Raw genomic sequence first — 20,530 nt, 5'->3', positions numbered from 1 at the left:
CGCTCTCAGTGCTCGGCGAGCCAGACGCCGGAGAACGTCGGCCGCCCCACCGACTCGAAGGCGACGCCGTGCACGTAGGTCGCGGTGCCGTACACCTGCGGCTCCTCGAACAGCGGGATCACGTACGCCTGCTCGGCGATGTAGTCCTGCACGGCCTGAGAGGCGGCGATGCGCTTGTCGGCGTCGGGCTCGGAGGCCACGGCGAGCAGCAGCTCGTCGAGCTTCGGGTCCTTCGAGATCAGCACGTCGCGGTTCTTCGTGAAGTACTGGCTCTTGATGACGTCGAGATCCGCACGGCCGACCATCGAGTGGTAGAAGCCGGTCTTCAGCGGATCGCGGGTGTCTTCGGCCGCGCTGCCGGCATCGCCGGGCTTGACCGAGAGCTCCACGCCGACCTTCGCCAGCTGCTGCGCCACGAGCTCGAGCGTCTGCTTCGACAGCGGCTGCGGCTTGGCCTCGTAGACCGTGATCGACAGGCGCTCGCCGTCCTTCTCACGGATGCCGTCGGCCCCGGGCTCCCAGCCCGCCTCGTCGAGCAGCTCCTCGGCCTTGTCGGGGTCGTAGGCGTAGTGCGCGGACTCGTCCTTGTAGCCGACGGCCTGCGACGAGAGCACCGACGTCGCCGCCGGGTAATTCTCGGTGAAGAGCGTGTCGACGACCTCCTGCGCGTCCACGGCGGCGATGAGCGCCTGGCGCACGCGGATGTCGCCCAGCAGCGGGTTCTCCGGGCGCAGGGCGATCGAGTTGTTCACGCCGCGGGTCTGCGGCGCGTAGAGCGTGAAGCCGGCGCCTTCGACGCGGTCCTCGTCGAACGCCTGCACGTAGCGCACGTAGTCGGCCTGACCGGCGAGCAGCGAGCCGATGCGCACCGAGTCCTCGGGGGTGATGAGCACATGCACGGCGTCGAGGTAGGGGCGCCCGGCGTTGTCGACGCTGTCCGGGCCCCACTCGTAGTCGTCGCGTGCGGTGAGTGTGTACTCGGTGCCGAGCTTCTCGTCCGTGACGGTGAACGGGCCGGAGCCGATGATCTCGGCCGCGTTGCCCGCACCGAAGTCCTCGATCGTGCCGTCGAGCGTCTCCGGCGACAGCAGACCCGAGTTGATGGTCGAGGTCGCCTGCAAGAAACCGGGCGACGGTGCGCTGAAGCGGAACGTCACGGTGTCCTCGTCGACGACCTCGCTGCTGGCGTAGTTGTTGATGGCTTCGGAGACCGTCAGGCCGCGGTCTGCGTCGCCCAGACCGTACGTGTCGAAGTTCTTCGCGACGGCCGCCGCGTCGAGCACCGTGCCGTCCGAGAAAGTGACATCGGGGTTCAGGTCGAACGTGTACTCGGTGGCATCCGCGTTCACGGTCCAGTCCGAGGCGATCCACGGCTCGATCTCGAGCGTCTCCGGGTTCTGCCAGGTCAGGCGGGCGGCGATGTTGTTGACGATGCCGCCGTTCGGGTAGAAGCCGGCCTGCGGCGGGTACAGGTTCGTGTACGCCTGGTGCTCGAGGTAGGTGAGCGTGCCGCCGGTGACGGGGTCGCCGCCCTCGGCGGGGGCGTTCCCGGTGGCGGGCGAGGATGCGCAGGCGGCGAGGCTGCCCGCGAGGACGAGCGGGACCGCGATGGCGGCGGCACGGATGAGACGGCGGTTCATGCGGAGGGTCTCCTGGGCTTCGGGTGTCGGGATGTGTTCACGGTAGGAATCGGAGCGGCCGTGCCGCGAGGCAGCGGACACCGTGTGTCGCGCGACGACACGTGTGGTCACGCGTCGACATACGAGGAAATGCGCAGACGGTCGCGAAGGGTCTCGCCCTCGCCATCCGCTGCGTCTCGCAGCAGACCGCGGCGGCGCAGCTCGGGGGCGGCCTGCCGCGTGAACGCCTCGAACTGGGCGGGTTGGAAGGCCGACAGCACGTTGAACCCGTCCGCCGCGCCCTCGTCGCGCCAGGTCTCGAAATGGTCCGCGATCGTGCGGGCATCGCCGACCACGAAGGCCGCCGGCACCGCGTGGGCGGCCACGAGGTGCCGCCAGGTGAGCGGATCGCCGCTCGTGCTCCCGGACTCCGAGACGCTCAGGCCGGCGATACCGGCGAGGCGTTCGACGAGCGCGGCACCCCGCTCCCCCAGCCGCGCGGCCTCGACGGCCGTCACAGGACGGTCGAATGCCGCCGTGCGCAGCGGATCATCCGCGACGACGTCGAACGCGTCGGCGAGCGCGGCCACCGTGCGGTTCGGCGGGAACGCGGTGCGGGCGGCCTGATGCCCCTCGGCGAGCGGCACGAGTGCCAGCAGGCGTTCCACGATGCGGCGGGCGTCGGCATCCGTATCGGCGACGACGGGCAGCACCGGGGCGATCACCTTCACCGCATCCGGAGATCGCCCGGCCTCGGCTGCGATGTCCCGCAGCAGGCGGCGGGTGGCGATCGCATCGGCGAGAGTCGGCGCGGCCGTCAGGGCGAGGTCGGCCTCGGTCGCGGCGAGCGCGCGCGACCGCGGCGACGTGCCGGCGTGCACGATCGGGATCTGCCCCTGCGGTGGGCGGGCGACGTTGAGCGGACCGGTGACCCGCACCTGCGAGCCCTGCAGGTCGGCGGCACGGAGCCCCTGCGGATCGATGAGCACGCCGCGGTCGGCATCCGCGATCCAGGCGTCTTCGTCCCACGAGTCCCAGAGGCGTCGGAGCGCCTCGACGAACTCCTCGGCGCGGTCGTAGCGCGTCTCATTGTCGGCGTGCGCATCGCGGCCGTGGTTGCCCGCCGCGCGCGGCTCGGCGCCCGTGACGAGGTTCACGCCCGCACGCCCGCCGGTGAGCACGTCGAGCGACGCCAGCGAGCGGGCGGTCGTGTACGGGTCGGCGTAGGTGGTGTTGACCGTGGCGATCAGGCCGATGCGCGAGGTCACTCCGGCGAGGAACAGCACCGCGCTCACCGGGTCGATGCGCGCCAGCAGGTACGGGTCGCGGAACTCCAGATCGGGACCGGTCGCGAGCCAGTCGCCGAAGAAGAGGTAGTCGAGTCCGGCATCCTCCCCCTCGCGAGCGATGTGGCGCAGGATCGCGGCGTCGGCGGCGGGATCGCGGTGCGCGCCGGGCTGCCGCCAGCCCGAGGGGTACGCCCCCAGGGTGCGCACCATGGCGCCGATGATGAGGGGTTCGGTCATGCTCGTCACGGTAGGAGCGCACGCGCGCTCCCGGCCACGCGACCGATGCCGGGGGTCATCGGGTGTAACAGTCCGTCATGCGCACGCCACCCCGTACGCTGAGACCATGACTGGTCTTCGTTGGGGAATCCTCGCGACCGGCGGCATCGCCGGCGCGTTCGCATCCGATCTGCGCACGGCGGGGCTCGACCTCGTGGCGGTGGGCTCGCGTTCCCAGGAGTCGGCCGATGCGTTCGCCGCCCGCTTCGGCATCGCGCACGCACATCCCTCGTACGAGGCGCTGGTGGCCGACCCCGACGTCGACATCATCTACGTCTCCACGCCGCATCCGATGCACCACGAGAACGCGCGGCTCGCGCTCGAGAACGGCAAGCACGTGCTCGCCGAGAAAGCGTTCACGCTGAACCGCGCCGAGGCGGAAGACCTGCAGTCGCTCGCCGCCGAGAAGGGGCTCCTCGTGATGGAGGCGATGTGGACGCGGTACCTGCCGCACATGGTCCGCATCCGCGAGTTGATCGCCGATGGCACCCTCGGCGAGATCCGCGCGGTCAGCGCCGATCACACCCAGCTGCTGCCCTCCGACCCGGCGCACCGGCTCAACGCCCTGGAGCTCGGTGGCGGCGCGCTGCTCGACCTCGGCATCTACCCGATCTCCTTCGTGTGGGACATCCTGGGCGCGCCCACCGACATCCGCGCCGTCGGGCGTCTGATCGAGACCGGCGCCGACTCCGAGGTCGCCACCGTCATGACGCACGAGGGCGGCGCGATCTCGACCACGCTCTCCTCCTCGCGGGCATCCGGCCCGAATGCGGCCAGCGTCATCGGCACCGAGGCGCGGATCGACATCGACCGCGTCTGGTACTCCGCCACGACATTCCGCGTCATCCTCCCGGACGGCACGGTGCAGGAGGAATACGTGTCCGAGATCGAAGGACGTGGCATGCAGTACCAGGCCCTCGCCGCCGAGCGGCTGGTGCGCGACGGCATTCTCGAGGGCGACATCCTTCCGATCGCCGAGAGCGTCGCCATCATGGGCACCCTCGATGAGATCAGGGCGCAGATCGGCGTCCGCTACCCCCGTGAGGAGGCCTGATCATGGCCGAGGCCACCGATGCCCGCGTCGCCGTCTACCTCGACTTCGACAACATCGTCATCTCCTGGTACGACCGGGTGCACGGGCGCAACGCCTACGGCAAGGACCGTCAGCGGATCACCGAGAACCCGAACGACCCCGACGTCGTCGAGCGCCTCAGCCGCGCCATGATCGAGGTCGGCGCCATCATCGACTACGCCGCGTCCTTCGGCACGCTCGTGCTGACGCGCGCCTACGCCGACTGGTCCTCCCCCGTGAACGCCGTGTACCGCTCGCAGCTCGTGGCCCGTGCCGTCGACCTGGTGCAGCTCTTCCCCGCCGCGGCCTACGCCAAGAACGGCGCCGACATCCGCCTCGCTGTGGATGCCGTCGAAGACATGTTCCGGTTGCCCGACCTCACGCACGTCGTGATCGTCGCCGGCGACAGCGACTACGTGCCGCTCGCGCAGCGCTGCAAGCGTCTCGGACGCTACGTGATCGGCGTGGGTGTCTCCGGCTCGACGGCCAAGTCGCTCGCCGCGGCCTGCGACGAGTTCGAGTCGTACGACTCGCTGCCCGGCGTCGTGCGTCCGGTGAAGGCGGCTCCCGCTGTCGCCGCGAAGGCCGAGGCCGTCGCGGAGCCCGCGCCCGAGGCCGTGCCGGACGCGGCTGACGCGGCGGATGCACCCAAGGCCAAGACGCCGCGCCGGGCGAGGTCGAAGGCTGCCGCGCCCAAGGTCGAAGAGCCCAAGCTCGACGAACAGGGCGAGGCGACGCAGCTGCTGGAGCGTGCCCTGCGCCTCGGCCACGACAAGGCCGATGCCGACGAGTGGCTGCACAGCTCCGCCGTGAAGACGCACATGCGCCGCATGGACCCGTCGTTCAGCGAGAAGGCCCTCGGCTACCGCTCGTTCTCCGATTTCCTCAAGTCGCGCGACGACATCGCGGAACTCGAAGAGACCGGGCACGAGCGTCTGGTGCGGTTGCGCGAGCTCACGGGCTGATCGGAAGAGTCAGTCCACGAAGTCGTACTCCTGGAACTCGGCGACCTCGGGCAGCCACCGCTCCGCGACGAACGCCCGATGCGCCGGATGAGCGTCATAGGCGTCGTAGACGCTCTGATCGGCGAACACCATCGAGAACTGGTGCGTGAAGTCGCTCTTCGCGCTGACCTGGCGACGGATCGTGAAGTCCTCGACCCCGGGGATCGACGTGAGCACGGCGTGGCCGGTCGCCAGGAACTCCTGTTCCTCCGCGGAACCGACCGGATGGATCAGGCGGAAGACGACGGTGTGCTGAATCGGCATGGGGCTCCTGTCGGGGTGGTCACTGGTTGCTGAATGCGGCGTCGAACGATGCTTCGGGTTTCGGCCACAGCAGCGACCGCACGTAGGCCAGCGCCTCGGGGGCGCCGTGTAGACGGTCCATGCCGGCGTCTTCCCACTCGATCGAGATGGGGCCGGAGTAGCCGATCGCATCCAGCGCGCGGAACGAGTCCTCCCACGGCACATCCCCGTGGCCCGTCGAGACGAAGTCCCAGCCCCGCCGGGGATCGCCCCACGGCAGGTGCGAGCCGAGCACGCCGGCTCGGCCGTTGTGCGGACGCATCCGAGTGTCCTTGCAGTCCACGTGGTAGATCCGGTCCGCGAAGTCCACGATGAACCCGACCGGGTCGATGTTCTGCCACATCATGTGCGACGGGTCCCAGTTGAAACCGAACGCCTCCCGGTGCTCGATCGCCTCCAGCGCACGCACCGACGACCAGTAGTCGTAGGCGATCTCGCCCGGATGCACCTCGTGCGCGAACCGCACGCCCTCCGCGTCGAACACGTCGAGGATCGGATTCCACCGGGCGGCGAAGTCCTCGAACCCGCCCTCGATGACGGATGCCGGAACCGGCGGGAACATCGCCAGATACGGCCAGATCGACGAGCCGGTGAACCCGACCACGGTGTCGATGTCGAGCTTGCGCGCGACGCGGGCCGCCCGCTTCATGTCCTCGGCCGCCCGCTGCCGCACGCCCTCCGCCTCGCCGTCGCCCCACACGTACTCGCGCAGGATCGCCTGGTGTCGGAAGTCGATCGGCGCATCGCACACGGCTTGACCGGCGAGATGATTCGAGATGGCGAAGATCTTCAGCCCGTGCCGGTCGAGGATCTCCCGGCGCGAGGCCACATAGGCGTCGTCCTCATCGGCACGCCGCAGGTCGAGATGATCACCGGAGGCGGCGACCTCCAGCCCGTCATAACCCCACTCCGCAGCGAGGCGGGCGACCTCCTCGAACGGCAGGTCCGCCCATTGGCCGGTGAAGAGGGTGACCGGATGCGTGCTCATGGATGCTCCATTACTCGTGAGGCTTCGTATCGAAAGATCTGAGGGCGGCGATGCTGCGCGCGGCGAGCTCATCCTGACTCGCAGCGAGCGGCCGCCACACGGAGGCCGCGACCGCGATGGTGGCGTTCTCCCCCGTGAAGCTCTCCAACCCCAGCGGGCCGCGATAGCCGGCGTCGTCGAGGGCCACGAAGATCCCGGGCCAGTCGGTGTGGTCGTCCCCGACTGCTCCGCGGTCGCTCCCGCACACCTGCACGTGGGCGATCGCGGCACCGGCGGCCCGGATCGCCTCGGCGGGCTTCTTCTCCTCGATGTTGAGGTGGTACGTGTCGAGCGCGAGCCCCAGACCTGCACCGAGCAGCGGCCCGAGCGCGTCGAGGCTCTGCTCGACCGTGTTGAGCAGGCTCGTCTCGTAGCGGTTGAGCGGCTCGATCGCCAGTGTGATGCCCGCCTCTGCGGCCTCGGCGACGAGCGGCGCGAGATTCTCCCGCAACTCCCCCACGACCGCGGCGCGCTCCTCGGCATCCATTCGCCATGTCACACCGGTGGGCGCGTAGAACGGACCGGCCACGGCCTCTGCCCCGAGTGTCTGCGCCGCCGCGATGCAGGCGCGCAGGTAGGTCTGCGTCGCGGCCACATCGCCGACTCGGGCGACTAAAGAGCGTCCGGGCCCCATGGCTCCGACGACGATCGCCCCCAGCCCGAGGGAGTCGAGCACATCACGGGTTCGCGCCGGATCCCAGTCGCCGACGCTCTCGAGCGGCAGTTCCAGCGCGTCGTAACCGAGGTTCTTGGCCTTGCGGGCGAGCGGCTCGAGGGTCGCGTCGGTCAGCGGAGACGTCCACACCCAGGTGTTGACGGCGATCGTGCGGGGCATCGTTGTCCTTGTGATCGTGAAGCGCTCCCACCCTCCCACTCCACAGACGCGGAGCGGAAGGGTGGGAGCGGATTTCGGTTACGGGATCTGGCGCTCCTGCCACACCGTCGGGTAGCCGGGGAGGTTCTCCCCGCCGAACTTGGCGTAGTGGCCGTCGGGCATGCCCTCGTTGGCCTTCAGGTAGTCGTCGAGCTCGGGCTCCGTGATCGGCTTCTGCGGGAGGACCCATTCCTTCGGAACCTCTTCGCCGGCGAAGATCATCTGCGCCGCGAGCAGCGGGGTGCGCCACTGGAAGTTGGAGTACACCGGCGCGAGACCCGTGAGCCCCGTGTCCTTCCACTTGCGCAGGAAGCTCATCTCGTCCTCACCGGTCATGACCGGGTAGTCCGCTCCGGCGTCCTCGAACGCCTCGATGGCTGCGACCGCACCGTCACCGGCGTCCATCCAGATGCCGTGCACGTCGCCCTTGGCGAGCTCGTCGCTGATGATGCTCTTGATCTCGGCGGGGTCGGCGCCCGTGAAGTGATCCACGGCCTCGATGCCGGCCTCGTCGAAGAGCTTCTCGGCTCCCGCCCAGCGGTGCTCCAGCACGTCGACACCCGGGAGGATGCGGAGGGCTACGACCTTGTCGCCCTCTTCGAGGTTGTCGATGAGGAACTCGGCGGTGTCGATGCCCCAGGCGAAGCCGCCGATCGGGTGGATGAACGTGACCGGGCAGTCGGTGTTCACACCGCGGTCGAACACGATGACCGGCTTGCCCGTCTCACACGCCCGCTCGACGGCCGGAGTCATGGCCGCCGTGCTGTTCGGCGAGATGAGGAAGACGTCGCACCCGCCCTCGGCGATGAAGTAGTCGATATCGGCGATCTGGGTGTCATCGGAGTCCTGCGCGTCGCGGGTCTCCATCTCGCTGATCGCGCCGGCCTCCTGCAGCGCCTTCAGCTGCTCGTTCATCGTGATCCAGCCGGTCTGGCGCCACGGGTTGGAGATCGACGCGTTGGCGAAGCAGGCCTTCTTGGCTCCCTCGCTCGCGAACTCCGCCGTGTCGACCATCTCGGCGTTGATGTGCTGCAGGTACGGCTCGTCTTCGGGCCCCTGCGGAGTGACGCCGCGCTCCTCGTCCTGCTTGTCGAAGAGCTCCTGGTCGAACCACTCTGTCGTCTCGGCCGTCTCCTCGGGGTTCTCCGACTCCGCCGGCGCCACGGACGGGTCTGTCGTACACCCGGCGAGCGCGATGAGGCCGAAGAGGGCCACCCCTGCGGTGGCGATCTTCATCGATCGTCGCATTGCTAATCTCCTCTGGTTTCTGTGTTGATGGTGCTGGTTGTTTCAGGGATTCTGGTTGTTTCAGGGATTCGGGGTTCTGCGGGAGGGATGTCCGATGGCAGCGGGCCGCGCTTGCGCCGTGCCCGGAAGGCGACGGCGGAGTAGGCGACCGCGGCGATGATGATCACGCCCTGCACGGCATCGCGCAGCGTCGAGGGAATCCCGGCGATGTTGAGCAGCATGAACAGGGCTTCGAGGGCGAAGGCACCGGCGACCGCGCCGACGATCCAGCCGCGACCACCGCCCAGCACGACGCCGCCGAGCACCACGGCCGTGATGGCGGTGAACTCGTATCCACGGCCGACCGAGGGGTGAACACCGGCGTATCCGACCAGGAGCACGGCCGACAGCGAGGCCGAGAGCGACGAGATGACGAACGCGCGCGTCGTCACCCAGGCGCGGCGGGCTCCGGCGTAGTCGACCGCACCGGCGTTGTCGCCGATCGCGATGAGCGTCTTGCCCAGCGGCCGCTTGGTGATCCAGATGCCGAGTCCCAGCCACACGATGAGCAGCAGCACGGCCCAGGGGATGAACTCGAGGAACGGCACGTCGCGGATGCCGCCGCGACCGATCTCGCGGAAGCTGTCGGCCGGGTTCCCGGTCGCCGCTCCCCCGGTCCACCACATCACTCCACCCAGGAGGGCGAGCATCATGCCGAGCGTCACGATGAACGACGGCACCTTCAGCAGTGTCGTGATCACCCCGTTCACGAGCCCGACGGCCACCGCGAAGACGATCATGAGCAGCAGAACCGGAACGGTGCGGGCGTCGTCCTGACCGACCAGGTTGCCGGCGATGATCACCTGCGCCGTGATGAGCGAGCCCTGCGAGAGGTCGAACTCCCCGGCGATGATCACGAAGTACTGGCCGATCGCGACGATCGCGATGGGAGCCACCCGCTGGATGAAGCGCATGAACTGACCAGGCTCGGCGAAGCTCGGGTTGAGGATCGTGACGGCCACCAGCAGCAGCACGAGCAGCAGGAACACGGCCCCGCGGGGACTCACGAGGGTGCGCAGCGCGTTCATGAGCGTCCTCCTTCCGCGGCGGTGCCGATATCGGATGCGGTGGTGGTGACGTCTGCGAGCTGCGACGCGGCCGCGGCCATCTCGGGTGCCGCCGCCTTCGCGGCATCGTCCCCACCGGTGCGGGTACCTCCGGCACCGAAGCGCGGACGGCGGCGGACGATCGACCGCCGGCTGTACACGGCTACGGCGGCGACGATCACGACACCGCGCACGACGTCCTTGAGGAACGGGTTGACCTGCATGACGCTCATCACGTTGTCGACGACCGCGAGGATCGCCACGCCGCCGATCGTGCCCCAGATGGAGCCGCGTCCACCGAGCAGCAGCGTTCCGCCGAGCACGACCGCCGCGATCGACAGCAGCGCATAGCCGCCCTGCTGCCCGACCGTGGGGCTGCCGACGCCGAGGCGGCTGGCGAGCAGCAGACCCGCGAGCCCGGCGAACACCGAGCAGAGCACGTGCGCCCAGATGAGCGGCATCCGGATGCGGACCCCTGACAGCCGGGCGATCTCGGGGTCGCCGCCCACGGCATACAGATGGGCTCCGGTGCGGGTGCGGTTGAGGAGCACCCAGATGACCACGGCCAGCACGATCATGATGAGCGTGGAGACCGGGATGGGTCCGACGCCGGTGGCGCCGATGAGCTGGAAGGCCCAGGGCACCTTGCCCGCCGCCCCCTCGAAGTTCGTGTTGAGGATGCCCTGCAGGATGAGGCCGACGCCGAGTGTCGCGATGAAGCCGTTCACCTTGAGCACCGTGACGATGAGGCCGTTCACGAGACCGATACCGGCGCACACGAGCAGCGTGACGACCACGGCCACCGGGATGTTCGCGGCGTTGTCGTTCATCATCGTGGCCGCCAGCAGACTCGACAGGCTGATCACGTAGGTGACCGAGAGGTCGAGGGAGGCGCCGAGCACCACGAGCGTCTGCCCGATGGCGACGAGCCCAAGCACGCTCATGCCGGTCAGGATGTCGCGGATGTTGCCGGCGCTGAGGAAGTTGCGCCCGACGGTGCCGACCAGGATCGCGCCGATCACGAGGACGAGCAGCAGGATGCCGAGCACGATGACCGTGGAGTCGATCTTCAGACGCTTCATCGCGCACCTCCGTCCGTCGCGGTTCCAGGATTGATGGCGCCGGTGGCGGCCCCGAGGATCTCGTGCTCCGCGGACCCGGCCGGCAGCTCGGCGACGAGCTCGCCGTCGTGCATGACCAGGATCCGGTCGCTCATGCCGATCACCTCCGGCAGTTCGCTCGACACCATCAGCACGGCCTTCCCCTGCGCCGCGAGCTCGCGCATCAGCTGGTACACGGCGTACTTCGCGCCGACGTCGATGCCGCGGGTGGGCTCGTCGAAGAGCACGATCTGCGGCTGGGTGAGCAGCCACTTGGCCAGCACCACCTTCTGCTGGTTGCCGCCGGAGAGGAAGCGCACCTCCTGATCGACGCCCTGCGAGCTCACCTCGAGCGAGCTCAGGATGCCGGGCACCTCGCGCCGGGAGGCGGCGGTCCGGCCCGCGAACACGCTGCGGACGACGAGGAGCGCGTTGTCGAGGACCGACTGCCCGAGGGCGAGGCCCTGCGCTTTGCGGTCCTCCGACACCAGGGCGAGGCCGGCGCGGACCGCGGCACGGGCGTTCGGAATGCGCGCGGGCGCGCCGTCGATCCGCATCGAGCCCCGGGTGAAGGCCTGGATGCCGAACACCCCTTCCACCAGTTCCGTGCGTCCGGAGCCCTGCAGCCCGGCGATGCCGACGATCTCCCCGGCACGGAGCGTGAGGGACACCCCGTCGACATAGGCGTTGCCGCAACCGTCGAGTTCGAGCTTCGCCTCCCCCACCGTCGTACCCTCGACCGCGTCCGGGAAGTACGACTGGATGGAGCGGCCGACCATGCGTCGCACGAGCTCGTCGGTGGTGAGCGCCGCGGTGTCGTCGGTCGAGACGAGCGCGCCGTCCTTGAGGATGGTGATGCGGTCGCACAGGTCGAAGATCTCCTTCAACCGGTGCGAGACGTAGATCACGGCGACGCCGCGGGAGGTGAGCCGGCGGATGATCGCGTAGAGCAGCTCGACCTCGCGGTCGCTGAGCGCGGCGGTCGGCTCGTCCATCGAGATGATCCGCGCGTCGAACGAGAGCGCCTTGACGATCTCGACGATCTGCTGCTCGGCGACCGTGAGCGAGCCGACGCGGGCGGTCGGCTCGATGAAGGAGACGCCGAGGTCGGTGAGCAGATCGGCGGTCCGGGAGTTCATGGCGCGCTGGTCGACGAATCCCCGCCGGCGCGGCTCGCGGCCGAGGTAGACGTTCTGGGCGACGGTGCGCTCCGGCAGCAGGGTGAACTCCTGGAAGACCGTGACGATGCCGGCATCCATCGCCTGCCGCGGGTGCGCGTGGTGCACCTCTTCGCTGAGATACGAGATCGTGCCCTCGTCGGCCGGCTGCACGCCGGCGATGATCTTCATGAGCGTGGACTTGCCGGCGCCGTTCTCGCCGACGAGGCCGTGCACCTCGCCGGGCCGCACGTCGAAGTCGATCCCCTTGAGCACCTCGACGCCGAAGAACGACTTGCGGATGCCCGCCACCTGCAGCACGGGCTCTGTCGTGGTAGCGATCATGCCGTCACCTCCACCCATCGTCCGCCGTCTGCCGCCGAAGCGAGCACGGCCTCCGTCAGCACGGCCGAGCGGTAGCCGTCCGCGAACGTCGGCAGCCCGTCGGGTGCCGCCCCCGCGATCGCCGCATAGACGTCGGCGACGAAGCCGTTGAACGCATCCTGGTAGCCCATCGCGTGCCCGGCCGGAACCCGCTGCAGCCGCGCGGAGTCCGGGTCGGCGGTGGCGGGGTCGCGCAGCAGCAGCCGGGACTCCTCGCGCATGCCGATCCACAGCTCCTCGGGCCGCTCCTGCTCGAAGCGCAGGCTCTGCCGCGAACCGTGCAGTTCGAGGGTCAGGGCGTTCTTGCGGCCGGCGGCCATCTGCGAGATGAGCAGCGTGCCGAGGGCACCGGACTCGGTCTCGACGAGCACCGCGACGATGTCCTCGGTGTCGACCGACTGGCCGGAGCGCTCCGAGAAGACGCGACGGGTGCGGGCGCTCAGCGCGTGGATCCGCTCGCCGATCACGAACTCGATCAGGTCGCACAGGTGCGAGCCGATGTCGGCGAAGGCACGGGATGCCCCACCGGACTCGGAGCGCACCCGCCAGTCGTCGTCGCTCGACAGCAGCATCCAGTCCTGCAGGTAGGAGCAGTCGAGGGTGAGCAGGTCGCCGGCCTCGCCGCGGGCGATCCGCGCCCGGGCCTCGCGCACCATCGGGTGATAGCGGTAGATGAACGGTACGGCCGCCACCAGCCCGCGGGCCTCCGCGGTCTCGGCGAGCACCTTGGCGTCCTGCGCCGTCGTCGCGAGCGGCTTCTCGCACACGACGTGCTTGCCGGCGTGCAGTGCCTGGAGAGCGAGTTCGGCGTGCGTGGCGTTCGGCGTGCAGACGTGCACGACATCGATGTCCCCCGCCTCCAGCAGAGCCGCCGCGTCGCTCTCAGCTCGACCGGCGCCGAGCGCCAGCGCGGCATCGCGGCTTCCTTCGCGGGAACGAGTGGCGACGGCGCGCAGTTCGCCGCCGGCGTCGCGGGCCGCGGTGCGATGCACGCGGGCCATGAATCCTCCGCCGAGGATGCCGGCTCGGATCGTCCCGAGACCGGTGTCAGTGACATCCGTTGTCATGCGGCGATTCTGACACAGACTTGCAGACTTTTGCTAGAGCTTCGTCAAAAGTTATCTGACGGAAATCGGAAGTCGATCGGCGAGACGCCGAAGTGCTGTGGTTTACTGACGCAATGGTTGACGTTCTCAGGCCGGCTCCGGCGATCGCATCGGGGATCGGAGAGATCTTCCAGATCCTCCGCGACGGTCACGCCAGGACGAAGGCGGAGCTCGCCGTGCTCACCGGCCTCGCCCGGTCCACCGTGGCCCTGCGGGTGGACGCGCTCCTGGCCGCCGACCTCGTCCGCCCCGCCGGAGAGGCCGTCTCGACCGGCGGACGCCCGCCCGCGCGCGTGGCCTTCAACCCGCGCGCCGGGCTCGTGCTCGCCGTCGACCTCGGTGCCACGCACGCGACGGTCGCGGTGGCCGACCTCGCCGCGGTCATCCTCGATGCCCGCACGCGCACGATCGACATCGGCGACGGACCCGAGAGCCTGCTCGACACGATCCTCGCAGACGCCGCCGACCTGCTCGACTCGACCGCCGGCGGACTCCCCCTGGTCGGCGTCGGCATCGGCGTCCCCGGCCCCGTCGAGCACTCCACCGGCCGACCCACCAACCCGCCCATCATGCCCGGCTGGGATCGGTTCGACGTTCCCGCCTACGTGCAGAAGACCTTCGACGTGCCGGTGCTGGTCGACAACGACGTCAACATCCTGGCCCTCGGCGAGCAGGCGATGAGCTGGCCTCAGGTCGAGGACCTCGTCTTCGTCAAGGTCTCGACCGGCATCGGCGCCGGCATCATCGCGGGCGGACAGCTGCAGCGTGGCGCACAGGGGTCCGCGGGAGACATGGGCCACGTGCAGGTGCCCGCCGGCGCGGGATCGACCCGCGAGCCCGGCGACGAGCGCGACCTCGAGGCCCTCGCCAGCGGCTCCGCCCTCGCGATCGCGCTCCGCGCGGAAGGGCTCGACGTGCACGGTCCGTCGGATGTCGTCGACCTGGTCCGCGCCGGGAACGCCGCCGCGATCGAGGCGACCCGTCAGGCGGGGCGCGATGTGGGCGAGGTCCTCGCGACCGTCGTCAACCTCCTGAACCCGTCGATCATCGTGCTCGGCGGCAGCATCGCCCGCGCCGGCGAGCACCTGCTCGCGGGCGTGCGCGAGGTCGTCTATCGACGGTCGATCCCCCTGGCGACGCAGCACCTGGCGATCGTGCAGTCGCAGGCCGGTGACCGCGCTGCCGTGCTGGGTGCGGCGATCATGGTCGCCCGCGAGGTGCTGTCCCCCGCGAGCGTCGACCGCTACGTGGCGGCGAAGGCGCGCTGACACGCACCCCCGCCGCCCCGAGCGGCGGCCTTCAGAGCGTGGCCTCGAACGGGTCGAAGCCGGCGTCGATCGCGCCGACCTGATCCAGCGTGCTCTCGACGGGGACGAAGCTGCGCGACTCGGCGGCCTCCTCGATCGAGAGGAGGGTGTCGAGCACGTGGTAGCCGAACTCCCCCGTCGCGACGTGCGGGCGTCCGGCGGCGATGGAACGGGCCATGTCGAGCAGTCCGACACCGCGGCCGGAGAGCACGCCCTCCTGTGCGATGTCGACGATCTCCTGCGTCATCGGCTCCGGCGGTACGAACTGGCGCGTGAGCGGGCGTGTGATGGTGATCGGGCCCCCGAAGGTGTTCGGGTCGGGGATCACGATCGTGCCCTCGGTACCGGTGATCTCGACGATCCCCTGCCGCAGCAGCGGCGAGTCGGTGCTGTACAGGCTCTGCGCCTGTCCGCCCTCTTCGAAGTCCATCAGCACGCTGAGCGTGGAGGGGATCTCGACCGGGAACTCCTGGCCGGCCAGCTCGCCGACCTGCACGCGACGCGTCGGCGTCCCCTGCAGTCCGAGAGCCGCGACCGCGGCGACCGGTCCGAACACATGCACGAGGGTCGACACGTAGTACGGGCCCATGTCGAGCAGCGGTCCCGCGCCCTTGGCGTACAGGAACGCAGGGTTGGGGTGGAAGATCTCCGGCCCCTGCCACTGGAAGGTGGTCTGCCCGAACAAGGGGCGTCCGATGTCACCGCGCGCGATCGCCCGCTTGGCGGTCTGCACGCCCGGCCCGAGCACGGTGTCCGGGGCCACGCCGACGCGGAGGCCGGCGGCATCCGCCTTCTCCAGCAGCCGGCGCGACTCCTCGCGGCTGACGCCGATCGGCTTCTCGGTCCAGACGTGCTTGGCCGCGGCGATGATCGCCTCGGAGACCTCGACGTGCACGGCGGGGATGGTGAGGTTCACGACGATGTCGATCTCGGGGTCGTCGAGCACCACGTCGACACCACCGGAGCGCGGCACGCCGTACTTCTCGGCCTGGGCCTTCGCCCGCTCCTCTATGACGTCGGCGACCGCGATCACCCGGACATCCGGGAAGGTGGTGAGGTTCGACAGGTACTGGTCGCTGATGTTCCCGGCACCGATGATGCCGACGCCGACAGGACCCGCCATCAGCCGGCCACCTTCTCGTCGAGGAAGACGCGGCTGCGCTCGATCGCGTCGAACAGGTCGCCCTCGTAGTGGTCGAACTCGACGATCGCGAGTTCGAGCGCCGGGGCGGCGGCGATGGCCTCGACGAGCGGAACGGATCCCTCACCCGCGGCCACCTGATCGGCGGGCGGGTAGGAGCCGGCGAGCGCCGGGTCGAGCGTGCCGTCCTTCGCGTGCACGGCGATCACGCGGTCGCCCAGGCGCTGGAGCAGCGCGACGGGGTCGACGCCGCCGCGCGCCACCCAGTACAGGTCGACCTCGAGCACGACGCGCTCGTCGAGCAGCCCGGCGAGGACCTCCAGCCCGGTCACTCCGTCGAAGACGGCCTCCAGCTCATGGGCGTGGTTGTGGTAGCCGACGCGGACGCCGACGGTCGCACCGATCTCGGCGGCCTCGTTCAGCAGACGGGCGGTCTCCTCGATCTGCGCGACCGACTCCCAGCGGGCAGGCTCGGTGTACGGGTCGATGACCGTGTCCATGCCCAGCACCCGGGCTGCGGCGAAGACGACGTCGGGCGTGGGGACGGGGATGGTCGTGCCACTGCCGTCCGGGTTCACGAACGACTCCGAGGCGAGGAAGGCGTGCCCCGACGGCGCGGTCAGCCCGGCTGCGGAGAGCGCGGCGGCGAGCGGCTCGGCGCGGCGGACGAAGTCGTAGGGCTCCACGGCGGTGAAGCCACGGGCGGCGACCGCCGAGAGCGTGCCCTCGAGGTCGGCTTCCAGCTGTTCCTTGATGGTGAACAGCTGCAGGGAGGTCTGAATCGTCATCGGTCGTGCTCCTTCGGTCTGCGGTGACGTGCGGGGTCACTGCCCCGTGCAGGCACGCTACCACCAAATACCTCCACGTGGAAGTTTTGGTTCGCTAGACTCACCCCATGCCCGCCGAGACGCCAGAGCCTGCCGAGCAGCCCCGCCCACGGGGCACCTACGCCAAGGGGATCGCTCGCCGACAGGAGATCCTCGATCGTGCCATCGAGGTCTTCGCCGAACGCGGCTCCGACCGCACGAGCCTGCGGGCGATCGCGCGCGAAGTCGGCGTCACGCACGCTGCCCTCACGCACTACTTCGGCTCGCTGGAAGAGCTGCTCGTCGCCGTCTACGAGGAGAGCAATGCACCGGGGCGGCAGCCGGATCCCCCGTCGACCGACGCGACGCCGGTCGAGATGATGATCGAGTCCGCACGCTTCAACCGTGCGATCCCCGGCCTCGTGCAGCTGTACTCCACCCTGGTCGCGTCGGCACTCGAGGAGGGGCACCCGGCGGCACGCACGTTCGCCACCGGTCGATTCGCCCGCCTGCGCGACCGACTCGCCGAGACCGTGCGTCGGCAGCAGGAAGGCGGGCGGATCCGCACGGACGTCGACGCGGATGCCGTCGCTGCGCTCGTCGTCGCGGCGTCGGACGGTCTCCAGACGCAGTGGCTGCTGGATGAGACCGCGCCACAGCACGAGGCGCTCGCGCTGCTCGATCGGCTGCTGCGACCGCCGAGCTAGGCTCGAACGGTGATGCCCGTGCCGCAATCGCCCTATGCCCGGGCTCTCGGCGACCGCCTCGACGACCTGCACCCGCGTCTGCGCGCCTACTTCACAGCGGTCCCCGACGGCGCCGTCGGCATCGGCGAAGGCGTGTTCCAGGTGGTCGGCACTCCGCGGCGATGGCTCTGGCCCCTGCTCCGCATCCTCGAACGTCGCGGGGTCGTCGCGGCCGTCTGGGAGCGCGACGTCCCCTTCCGCATCGAGAACCGCACGATCGCGTCGCGGGCCATCGGCGAGCGCACCTTCCACTTCGCCCGGGGCCCGTGGGTCATGCGCGACGCGGTCGCGCTCACCCGACACGGCCGCGTGGTCGACGAGCTCGGCGAGCCCGGACTCGTCGCTGCCTGCTTCGACGTCGAGGTGCACGACGGCGCGCTCCGCCTCACCAGTCGGGCCGTGGGCGTTCGCCTCGGACGCCTCCGTTTCCGCATCCCCCGCCCGATCTCGCCGGTGGTCCGCCTCACGGAGCGCTTCGACGACGACATCGACCGGCAACAGGTAGCGCTCACGATCGACGCACCCCTCATCGGCCGTGTGTACGAATATCGGGGCGACTTCGAGTACCGCGTCCCCCGCATCGCCGATGTCCCCCACATCGCAGAGAAGGAGCAAACCGCATGAACGCAGGCCGGGTCGTGATCGGCGGATCCACGGGATTCATGGGCAGTCACCTCGTCTCCCGACTCCGCGCCGAGGGCCGTGAGGTCGTCACGATCTCGCGCTCGGGCGCCGACCTCCGCTGGGGCGATCAGGTCGGGATCGACCGCGCGATCGACGGCGCATCCCTGGTCATCGGGCTCGCCGGCAAGAGCGTCAACTGCCGCTACACGCCGGAGAACCGCGCCGAGATCTTCCGGTCGCGGCTCGACACCACCACCTCGCTGAGCACGGCGATCGCCCGCGCCTCGGCGCCTCCCGCCGTCTGGGTGAACTCCTCGACGGCCACGATCTACCGGCACGCCGAAGACCGTCCGATGACCGAATCGACGGGCGAGCTCGGCACCGGCTTTTCTGTCGAAGTCGCGAAGGCCTGGGAGAGGGCGCTGTTCGCCGACGAGCTGCCCGCCACCCGCCGCGTCGCCCTGCGCAGCGCGATCGTGCTCGGCCACGGCGGCGTGCTGGAGCCGCTGAAGAACCTCGCCAGGCTGGGACTCGGCGGTCCGCAATACGACGGCCGGTGGCCCGCGAGTGCCGCGCGGCGCCGGGCCGGGACCGTTCATCACTTCCGTGCGCGCCGCGGGCGCCAGCGGTTCAGCTGGGTGCACATCGACGATGTCGCGCGCATCATCGACTTCGTGGAGCGGACGCCGTCGCTCGAGGGACCGGTCAACGTCGCATCCCCGAATCCGGTCGACAACGTCGAGTTCATGGCGACCGTCCGTCGCGTGCTGGGCGCTCGCATCGGTCCGCCTCTGCCCCGCTGGATGCTGGAGCTCGGCGCCATCGGCATCCGCACCGAGACCGAACTCGTCCTGAAGAGCCGGTGGGTGCTGCCGGAGAAGCTCACCGCCGCCGGCTTCGAGTTCCGTCACCCGCAGCTGGAAGAGGCGATCCGCGAGTCCTTCGACCGCGGCGGGGTCTCGGCCTAAGAGGAGGCTCCGGCGGAACCGGAGGCGGCATCGCCGTCGCGGCGACGCTTCTCGACCTCCTCGCGGAGCCGCCATTCCTCGATCTCACGGTCGAGATCGGCGATCTGCTGCTCGGTCGTGCGCGTGTCCGCCGGAGGCGAGGGGCGCACGTCGGTGCGGGTGGCGGCCGGCCGCTCGGCTCTCCGCATGCGGGGGATGGGAACGCCCGACTCCCCGTACTCGCGTCCGATCGCGAACCACAGCACGCTGCCGATGAGCGGCAGCAGGATCACGATGATGATCCACACCATCTTCGGCAGGTGCTTCACCAGGGCGCTGTCGCGGGTGATGATGTCGATCAGCGCGCCGATCATCAGGGCGATGACGAGGAGCGAGAACAGGAACGGCATGAGTTCAGGGTAGACGACGGCGTGACGGTGCCGCGCGACCCCGAACCACTTCTATGGCAGCAGGTGTCCGGCGGCGCGGAACAGCTCGTACCACTCCGGCCGGGTGAGTTCGAGGTCGGCACCCATCGCGGCCTCGCGCACGCGTTCGGGTGTGGTCGTGCCGAGGACCACCTGCATGCCGGCGGGGTGACGGGTGATCCAGGCGGTCGCGACGGCCAGCGGAGTCACGCCGTACGACGCCGCGAGGCGATCGATCACCGCGTTCAGCTCCGGGTACTCGGGGTCGCCGAGGAACACTCCGTGACCGCGGCCGTCCTGGAACGGCGACCAGGCCTGGATCGTGATGCCGTTGATGCGGCAGTACTCCACGATGCCGCCGCCGTCGCGCACGATGCTCTGCTCGTGGCCGGCGATGTTCGCCGCGACCGGCTGAGCGAGGATCGGCGCGTGGGTGATCGACAGCTGCAGCTGGTTGGCGACCAGCGGCTGGCGGACGGCCGTGCGGAGCAGATCGATCTGTCGCGGCGTGTGGTTCGAGACGCCGAAAGCCCGGACCTTGCCCGCGGCCTCCAGCTCGTCGAACGCGCGCGCGACCTCTTCGGGCTCGACGAGGATGTCGGGGCGGTGCAGCAGCAGCACGTCGAGGCGATCGGTCTGGAGCGCGGCGAGCGAACCTTCGACCTGGGCGACGATGTGCTCGTAGGAGAAATCGAACATCCCCTGCGCCGGCACGATCCCGCACTTGGTCTGCAACACGATCTCGTCGCGCTCGGAGGCGCTGTGCTTCAACGCACCGGCGAAGCGCGCCTCGCAGTGATGCATGCTCCCGCCGTAGATGTCGGCGTGGTCGAAGAAGTCGATGCCGGACTCTCGGGCTGCGGCGTAGAGCGCCCGGATGTGCGCGTCGTCCTTGTCGTCGATGCGCATCATGCCGGCGACGACGGCGGGGGCGGTGGACGATCCGAACGGCACAGTCTTCATGCGGACCACGCTACTGTGCGCGGC

The 20,530-nt window shown here is 69.8% G+C and carries 20 protein-coding genes; 6 read left to right on the top strand and 14 right to left on the bottom strand.

Annotated elements, in window-relative coordinates; genetic code table 11:
• Positions 1–5: 5 nt before the first annotated feature.
• Together AC6CHX_RS16145 and AC6CHX_RS16140 are read right to left on the bottom strand one after the other, a co-directional pair.
• A complete protein-coding gene (locus AC6CHX_RS16145; protein ID WP_498273645.1) occupies positions 6–1,640 on the bottom strand; it encodes a TIGR04028 family ABC transporter substrate-binding protein in 1,635 nt (544 codons plus the stop codon).
• A gap of 107 nt (positions 1,641–1,747) precedes the next feature.
• Entirely contained in the window at positions 1,748–3,145 is a 1,398-nt protein-coding gene (locus AC6CHX_RS16140; RefSeq protein WP_498273644.1) for an NtaA/DmoA family FMN-dependent monooxygenase, read from the bottom strand.
• 106 nt (positions 3,146–3,251) lie between these two features.
• Here AC6CHX_RS16140 and AC6CHX_RS16135 point away from each other — a divergent pair, with 106 nt between their 5' ends.
• Both AC6CHX_RS16135 and AC6CHX_RS16130 read left to right on the top strand, forming a co-directional pair.
• Positions 3,252–4,238, top strand: coding sequence for a Gfo/Idh/MocA family protein (locus tag AC6CHX_RS16135; protein ID WP_498273643.1), 987 nt, complete (start codon positions 3,252–3,254; stop codon positions 4,236–4,238).
• Positions 4,239–4,240: 2 nt separating this feature from the next.
• A complete protein-coding gene (locus AC6CHX_RS16130) occupies positions 4,241–5,221 on the top strand; it encodes an NYN domain-containing protein (RefSeq protein ID WP_498273642.1) in 981 nt (326 codons plus the stop codon).
• Between the two features lie 9 nt (positions 5,222–5,230).
• Here AC6CHX_RS16130 and AC6CHX_RS16125 read toward each other — a convergent pair whose 3' ends face one another.
• The 8 genes from AC6CHX_RS16125 to AC6CHX_RS16090 all read right to left on the bottom strand — a co-directional run bounded on the left by AC6CHX_RS16125 (position 5,231) and on the right by AC6CHX_RS16090 (position 13,505).
• Entirely contained in the window at positions 5,231–5,524 is a 294-nt protein-coding gene (locus AC6CHX_RS16125) for a Dabb family protein (RefSeq protein ID WP_498273641.1), read from the bottom strand.
• A 19-nt stretch (positions 5,525–5,543) separates the two neighbouring features.
• On the bottom strand, positions 5,544–6,551 hold the full coding sequence (locus tag AC6CHX_RS16120; protein ID WP_376107382.1) for a sugar phosphate isomerase/epimerase family protein: 1,008 nt from the start codon (positions 6,549–6,551) through the stop codon (positions 5,544–5,546).
• 10 nt (positions 6,552–6,561) lie between these two features.
• The gene (locus AC6CHX_RS16115; RefSeq protein WP_498273640.1) at positions 6,562–7,425 is read right to left on the bottom strand and encodes a sugar phosphate isomerase/epimerase family protein; all 864 of its coding nucleotides are present in this window, start codon (positions 7,423–7,425) and stop codon (positions 6,562–6,564) included.
• A 78-nt stretch (positions 7,426–7,503) separates the two neighbouring features.
• Entirely contained in the window at positions 7,504–8,712 is a 1,209-nt protein-coding gene (locus AC6CHX_RS16110) for a substrate-binding domain-containing protein (protein WP_498273639.1), read from the bottom strand.
• A 2-nt stretch (positions 8,713–8,714) separates the two neighbouring features.
• Positions 8,715–9,779, bottom strand: a complete 1,065-nt coding sequence (locus AC6CHX_RS16105; RefSeq protein ID WP_498273638.1) for an ABC transporter permease — start codon at positions 9,777–9,779, stop codon at positions 8,715–8,717.
• Complete coding sequence (locus AC6CHX_RS16100) at positions 9,776–10,879, bottom strand: ABC transporter permease (RefSeq protein WP_498273637.1); 1,104 nt, start codon at positions 10,877–10,879, stop codon at positions 9,776–9,778. Before AC6CHX_RS16100 ends, AC6CHX_RS16105 begins: the two co-directional genes overlap by 4 nt.
• Positions 10,876–12,399, bottom strand: a complete 1,524-nt coding sequence (locus AC6CHX_RS16095; protein ID WP_498273636.1) for a sugar ABC transporter ATP-binding protein — start codon at positions 12,397–12,399, stop codon at positions 10,876–10,878. The genes AC6CHX_RS16100 and AC6CHX_RS16095 overlap by 4 nt, the downstream gene beginning before the upstream one ends.
• Entirely contained in the window at positions 12,396–13,505 is a 1,110-nt protein-coding gene (locus tag AC6CHX_RS16090) for a Gfo/Idh/MocA family protein (RefSeq protein ID WP_498273635.1), read from the bottom strand. The genes AC6CHX_RS16095 and AC6CHX_RS16090 overlap by 4 nt, the downstream gene beginning before the upstream one ends.
• A 113-nt stretch (positions 13,506–13,618) precedes the next feature.
• On the opposite strand from AC6CHX_RS16090, the gene AC6CHX_RS16085 reads away from it, so the two are divergent.
• Positions 13,619–14,812, top strand: coding sequence for an ROK family protein (locus tag AC6CHX_RS16085; protein WP_498273634.1), 1,194 nt, complete (start codon positions 13,619–13,621; stop codon positions 14,810–14,812).
• A 31-nt stretch (positions 14,813–14,843) separates the two neighbouring features.
• Here the strand turns inward: AC6CHX_RS16085 and AC6CHX_RS16080 are convergent, their stop codons facing one another.
• A complete protein-coding gene (locus AC6CHX_RS16080) occupies positions 14,844–15,974 on the bottom strand; it encodes a Gfo/Idh/MocA family protein (protein ID WP_498273633.1) in 1,131 nt (376 codons plus the stop codon).
• Positions 15,974–16,780 (bottom strand): sugar phosphate isomerase/epimerase family protein, encoded by an 807-nt coding sequence (locus tag AC6CHX_RS16075; protein WP_498273632.1) that lies wholly within the window; start codon positions 16,778–16,780, stop codon positions 15,974–15,976. The genes AC6CHX_RS16080 and AC6CHX_RS16075 overlap by 1 nt, the downstream gene beginning before the upstream one ends.
• A 107-nt stretch (positions 16,781–16,887) precedes the next feature.
• Between AC6CHX_RS16075 and AC6CHX_RS16070 the strand changes: the two genes are divergently transcribed.
• From AC6CHX_RS16070 to AC6CHX_RS16060, 3 genes are read left to right on the top strand one after another with little or no spacing between them, the layout of a single operon-like run.
• Entirely contained in the window at positions 16,888–17,505 is a 618-nt protein-coding gene (locus AC6CHX_RS16070; protein WP_498273631.1) for a TetR/AcrR family transcriptional regulator, read from the top strand.
• A gap of 12 nt (positions 17,506–17,517) precedes the next feature.
• Complete coding sequence (locus AC6CHX_RS16065; RefSeq protein ID WP_498273630.1) at positions 17,518–18,168, top strand: DUF4166 domain-containing protein; 651 nt, start codon at positions 17,518–17,520, stop codon at positions 18,166–18,168.
• A complete protein-coding gene (locus AC6CHX_RS16060) occupies positions 18,165–19,136 on the top strand; it encodes an epimerase (RefSeq protein WP_498273629.1) in 972 nt (323 codons plus the stop codon). Before AC6CHX_RS16065 ends, AC6CHX_RS16060 begins: the two co-directional genes overlap by 4 nt.
• Here AC6CHX_RS16060 and AC6CHX_RS16055 read toward each other — a convergent pair.
• Positions 19,133–19,525, bottom strand: coding sequence for a PLDc N-terminal domain-containing protein (locus tag AC6CHX_RS16055; protein ID WP_136041427.1), 393 nt, complete (start codon positions 19,523–19,525; stop codon positions 19,133–19,135). The two genes, AC6CHX_RS16060 and AC6CHX_RS16055, sit on opposite strands and share 4 nt — an antisense overlap.
• 51 nt (positions 19,526–19,576) lie before the next feature.
• Positions 19,577–20,506: an aldo/keto reductase gene (locus AC6CHX_RS16050; RefSeq protein WP_498273628.1), complete on the bottom strand. Its 930-nt coding sequence runs from the start codon at positions 20,504–20,506 to the stop codon at positions 19,577–19,579.
• Positions 20,507–20,530: the final 24 nt, after the last annotated feature.

Source organism: Microbacterium sp. GQ128, assembly GCF_059758615.1.
The sequence above is the reverse complement of the archived record's forward strand: the minus strand, read 5'-3'. Positions and strand labels throughout refer to the sequence as shown.

Excerpts from the sequence above, each read along its gene's own strand:
- AC6CHX_RS16145 (WP_498273645.1), bottom strand. The coding sequence starts at position 1,640 with ATGAACCGCCGTCTCATCCGTGCCGCCGCCATCGCGGTCCCGCTCGTC.
- AC6CHX_RS16140 (WP_498273644.1), bottom strand. The coding sequence starts at position 3,145 with ATGACCGAACCCCTCATCATCGGCGCCATGGTGCGCACCCTGGGGGCG.
- AC6CHX_RS16135 (WP_498273643.1), top strand. The coding sequence starts at position 3,252 with ATGACTGGTCTTCGTTGGGGAATCCTCGCGACCGGCGGCATCGCCGGC.
- AC6CHX_RS16130 (WP_498273642.1), top strand. The coding sequence starts at position 4,241 with ATGGCCGAGGCCACCGATGCCCGCGTCGCCGTCTACCTCGACTTCGAC.
- AC6CHX_RS16125 (WP_498273641.1), bottom strand. The coding sequence starts at position 5,524 with ATGCCGATTCAGCACACCGTCGTCTTCCGCCTGATCCATCCGGTCGGT.
- AC6CHX_RS16120 (WP_376107382.1), bottom strand. The coding sequence starts at position 6,551 with ATGAGCACGCATCCGGTCACCCTCTTCACCGGCCAATGGGCGGACCTG.
- AC6CHX_RS16115 (WP_498273640.1), bottom strand. The coding sequence starts at position 7,425 with ATGCCCCGCACGATCGCCGTCAACACCTGGGTGTGGACGTCTCCGCTG.
- AC6CHX_RS16110 (WP_498273639.1), bottom strand. The coding sequence starts at position 8,712 with ATGCGACGATCGATGAAGATCGCCACCGCAGGGGTGGCCCTCTTCGGC.
- AC6CHX_RS16105 (WP_498273638.1), bottom strand. The coding sequence starts at position 9,779 with ATGAACGCGCTGCGCACCCTCGTGAGTCCCCGCGGGGCCGTGTTCCTG.
- AC6CHX_RS16100 (WP_498273637.1), bottom strand. The coding sequence starts at position 10,879 with ATGAAGCGTCTGAAGATCGACTCCACGGTCATCGTGCTCGGCATCCTG.
- AC6CHX_RS16095 (WP_498273636.1), bottom strand. The coding sequence starts at position 12,399 with ATGATCGCTACCACGACAGAGCCCGTGCTGCAGGTGGCGGGCATCCGC.
- AC6CHX_RS16090 (WP_498273635.1), bottom strand. The coding sequence starts at position 13,505 with ATGACAACGGATGTCACTGACACCGGTCTCGGGACGATCCGAGCCGGC.
- AC6CHX_RS16085 (WP_498273634.1), top strand. The coding sequence starts at position 13,619 with ATGGTTGACGTTCTCAGGCCGGCTCCGGCGATCGCATCGGGGATCGGA.
- AC6CHX_RS16080 (WP_498273633.1), bottom strand. The coding sequence starts at position 15,974 with ATGGCGGGTCCTGTCGGCGTCGGCATCATCGGTGCCGGGAACATCAGC.
- AC6CHX_RS16075 (WP_498273632.1), bottom strand. The coding sequence starts at position 16,780 with ATGACGATTCAGACCTCCCTGCAGCTGTTCACCATCAAGGAACAGCTG.
- AC6CHX_RS16070 (WP_498273631.1), top strand. The coding sequence starts at position 16,888 with ATGCCCGCCGAGACGCCAGAGCCTGCCGAGCAGCCCCGCCCACGGGGC.
- AC6CHX_RS16065 (WP_498273630.1), top strand. The coding sequence starts at position 17,518 with ATGCCCGTGCCGCAATCGCCCTATGCCCGGGCTCTCGGCGACCGCCTC.
- AC6CHX_RS16060 (WP_498273629.1), top strand. The coding sequence starts at position 18,165 with ATGAACGCAGGCCGGGTCGTGATCGGCGGATCCACGGGATTCATGGGC.
- AC6CHX_RS16055 (WP_136041427.1), bottom strand. The coding sequence starts at position 19,525 with ATGCCGTTCCTGTTCTCGCTCCTCGTCATCGCCCTGATGATCGGCGCG.
- AC6CHX_RS16050 (WP_498273628.1), bottom strand. The coding sequence starts at position 20,506 with ATGAAGACTGTGCCGTTCGGATCGTCCACCGCCCCCGCCGTCGTCGCC.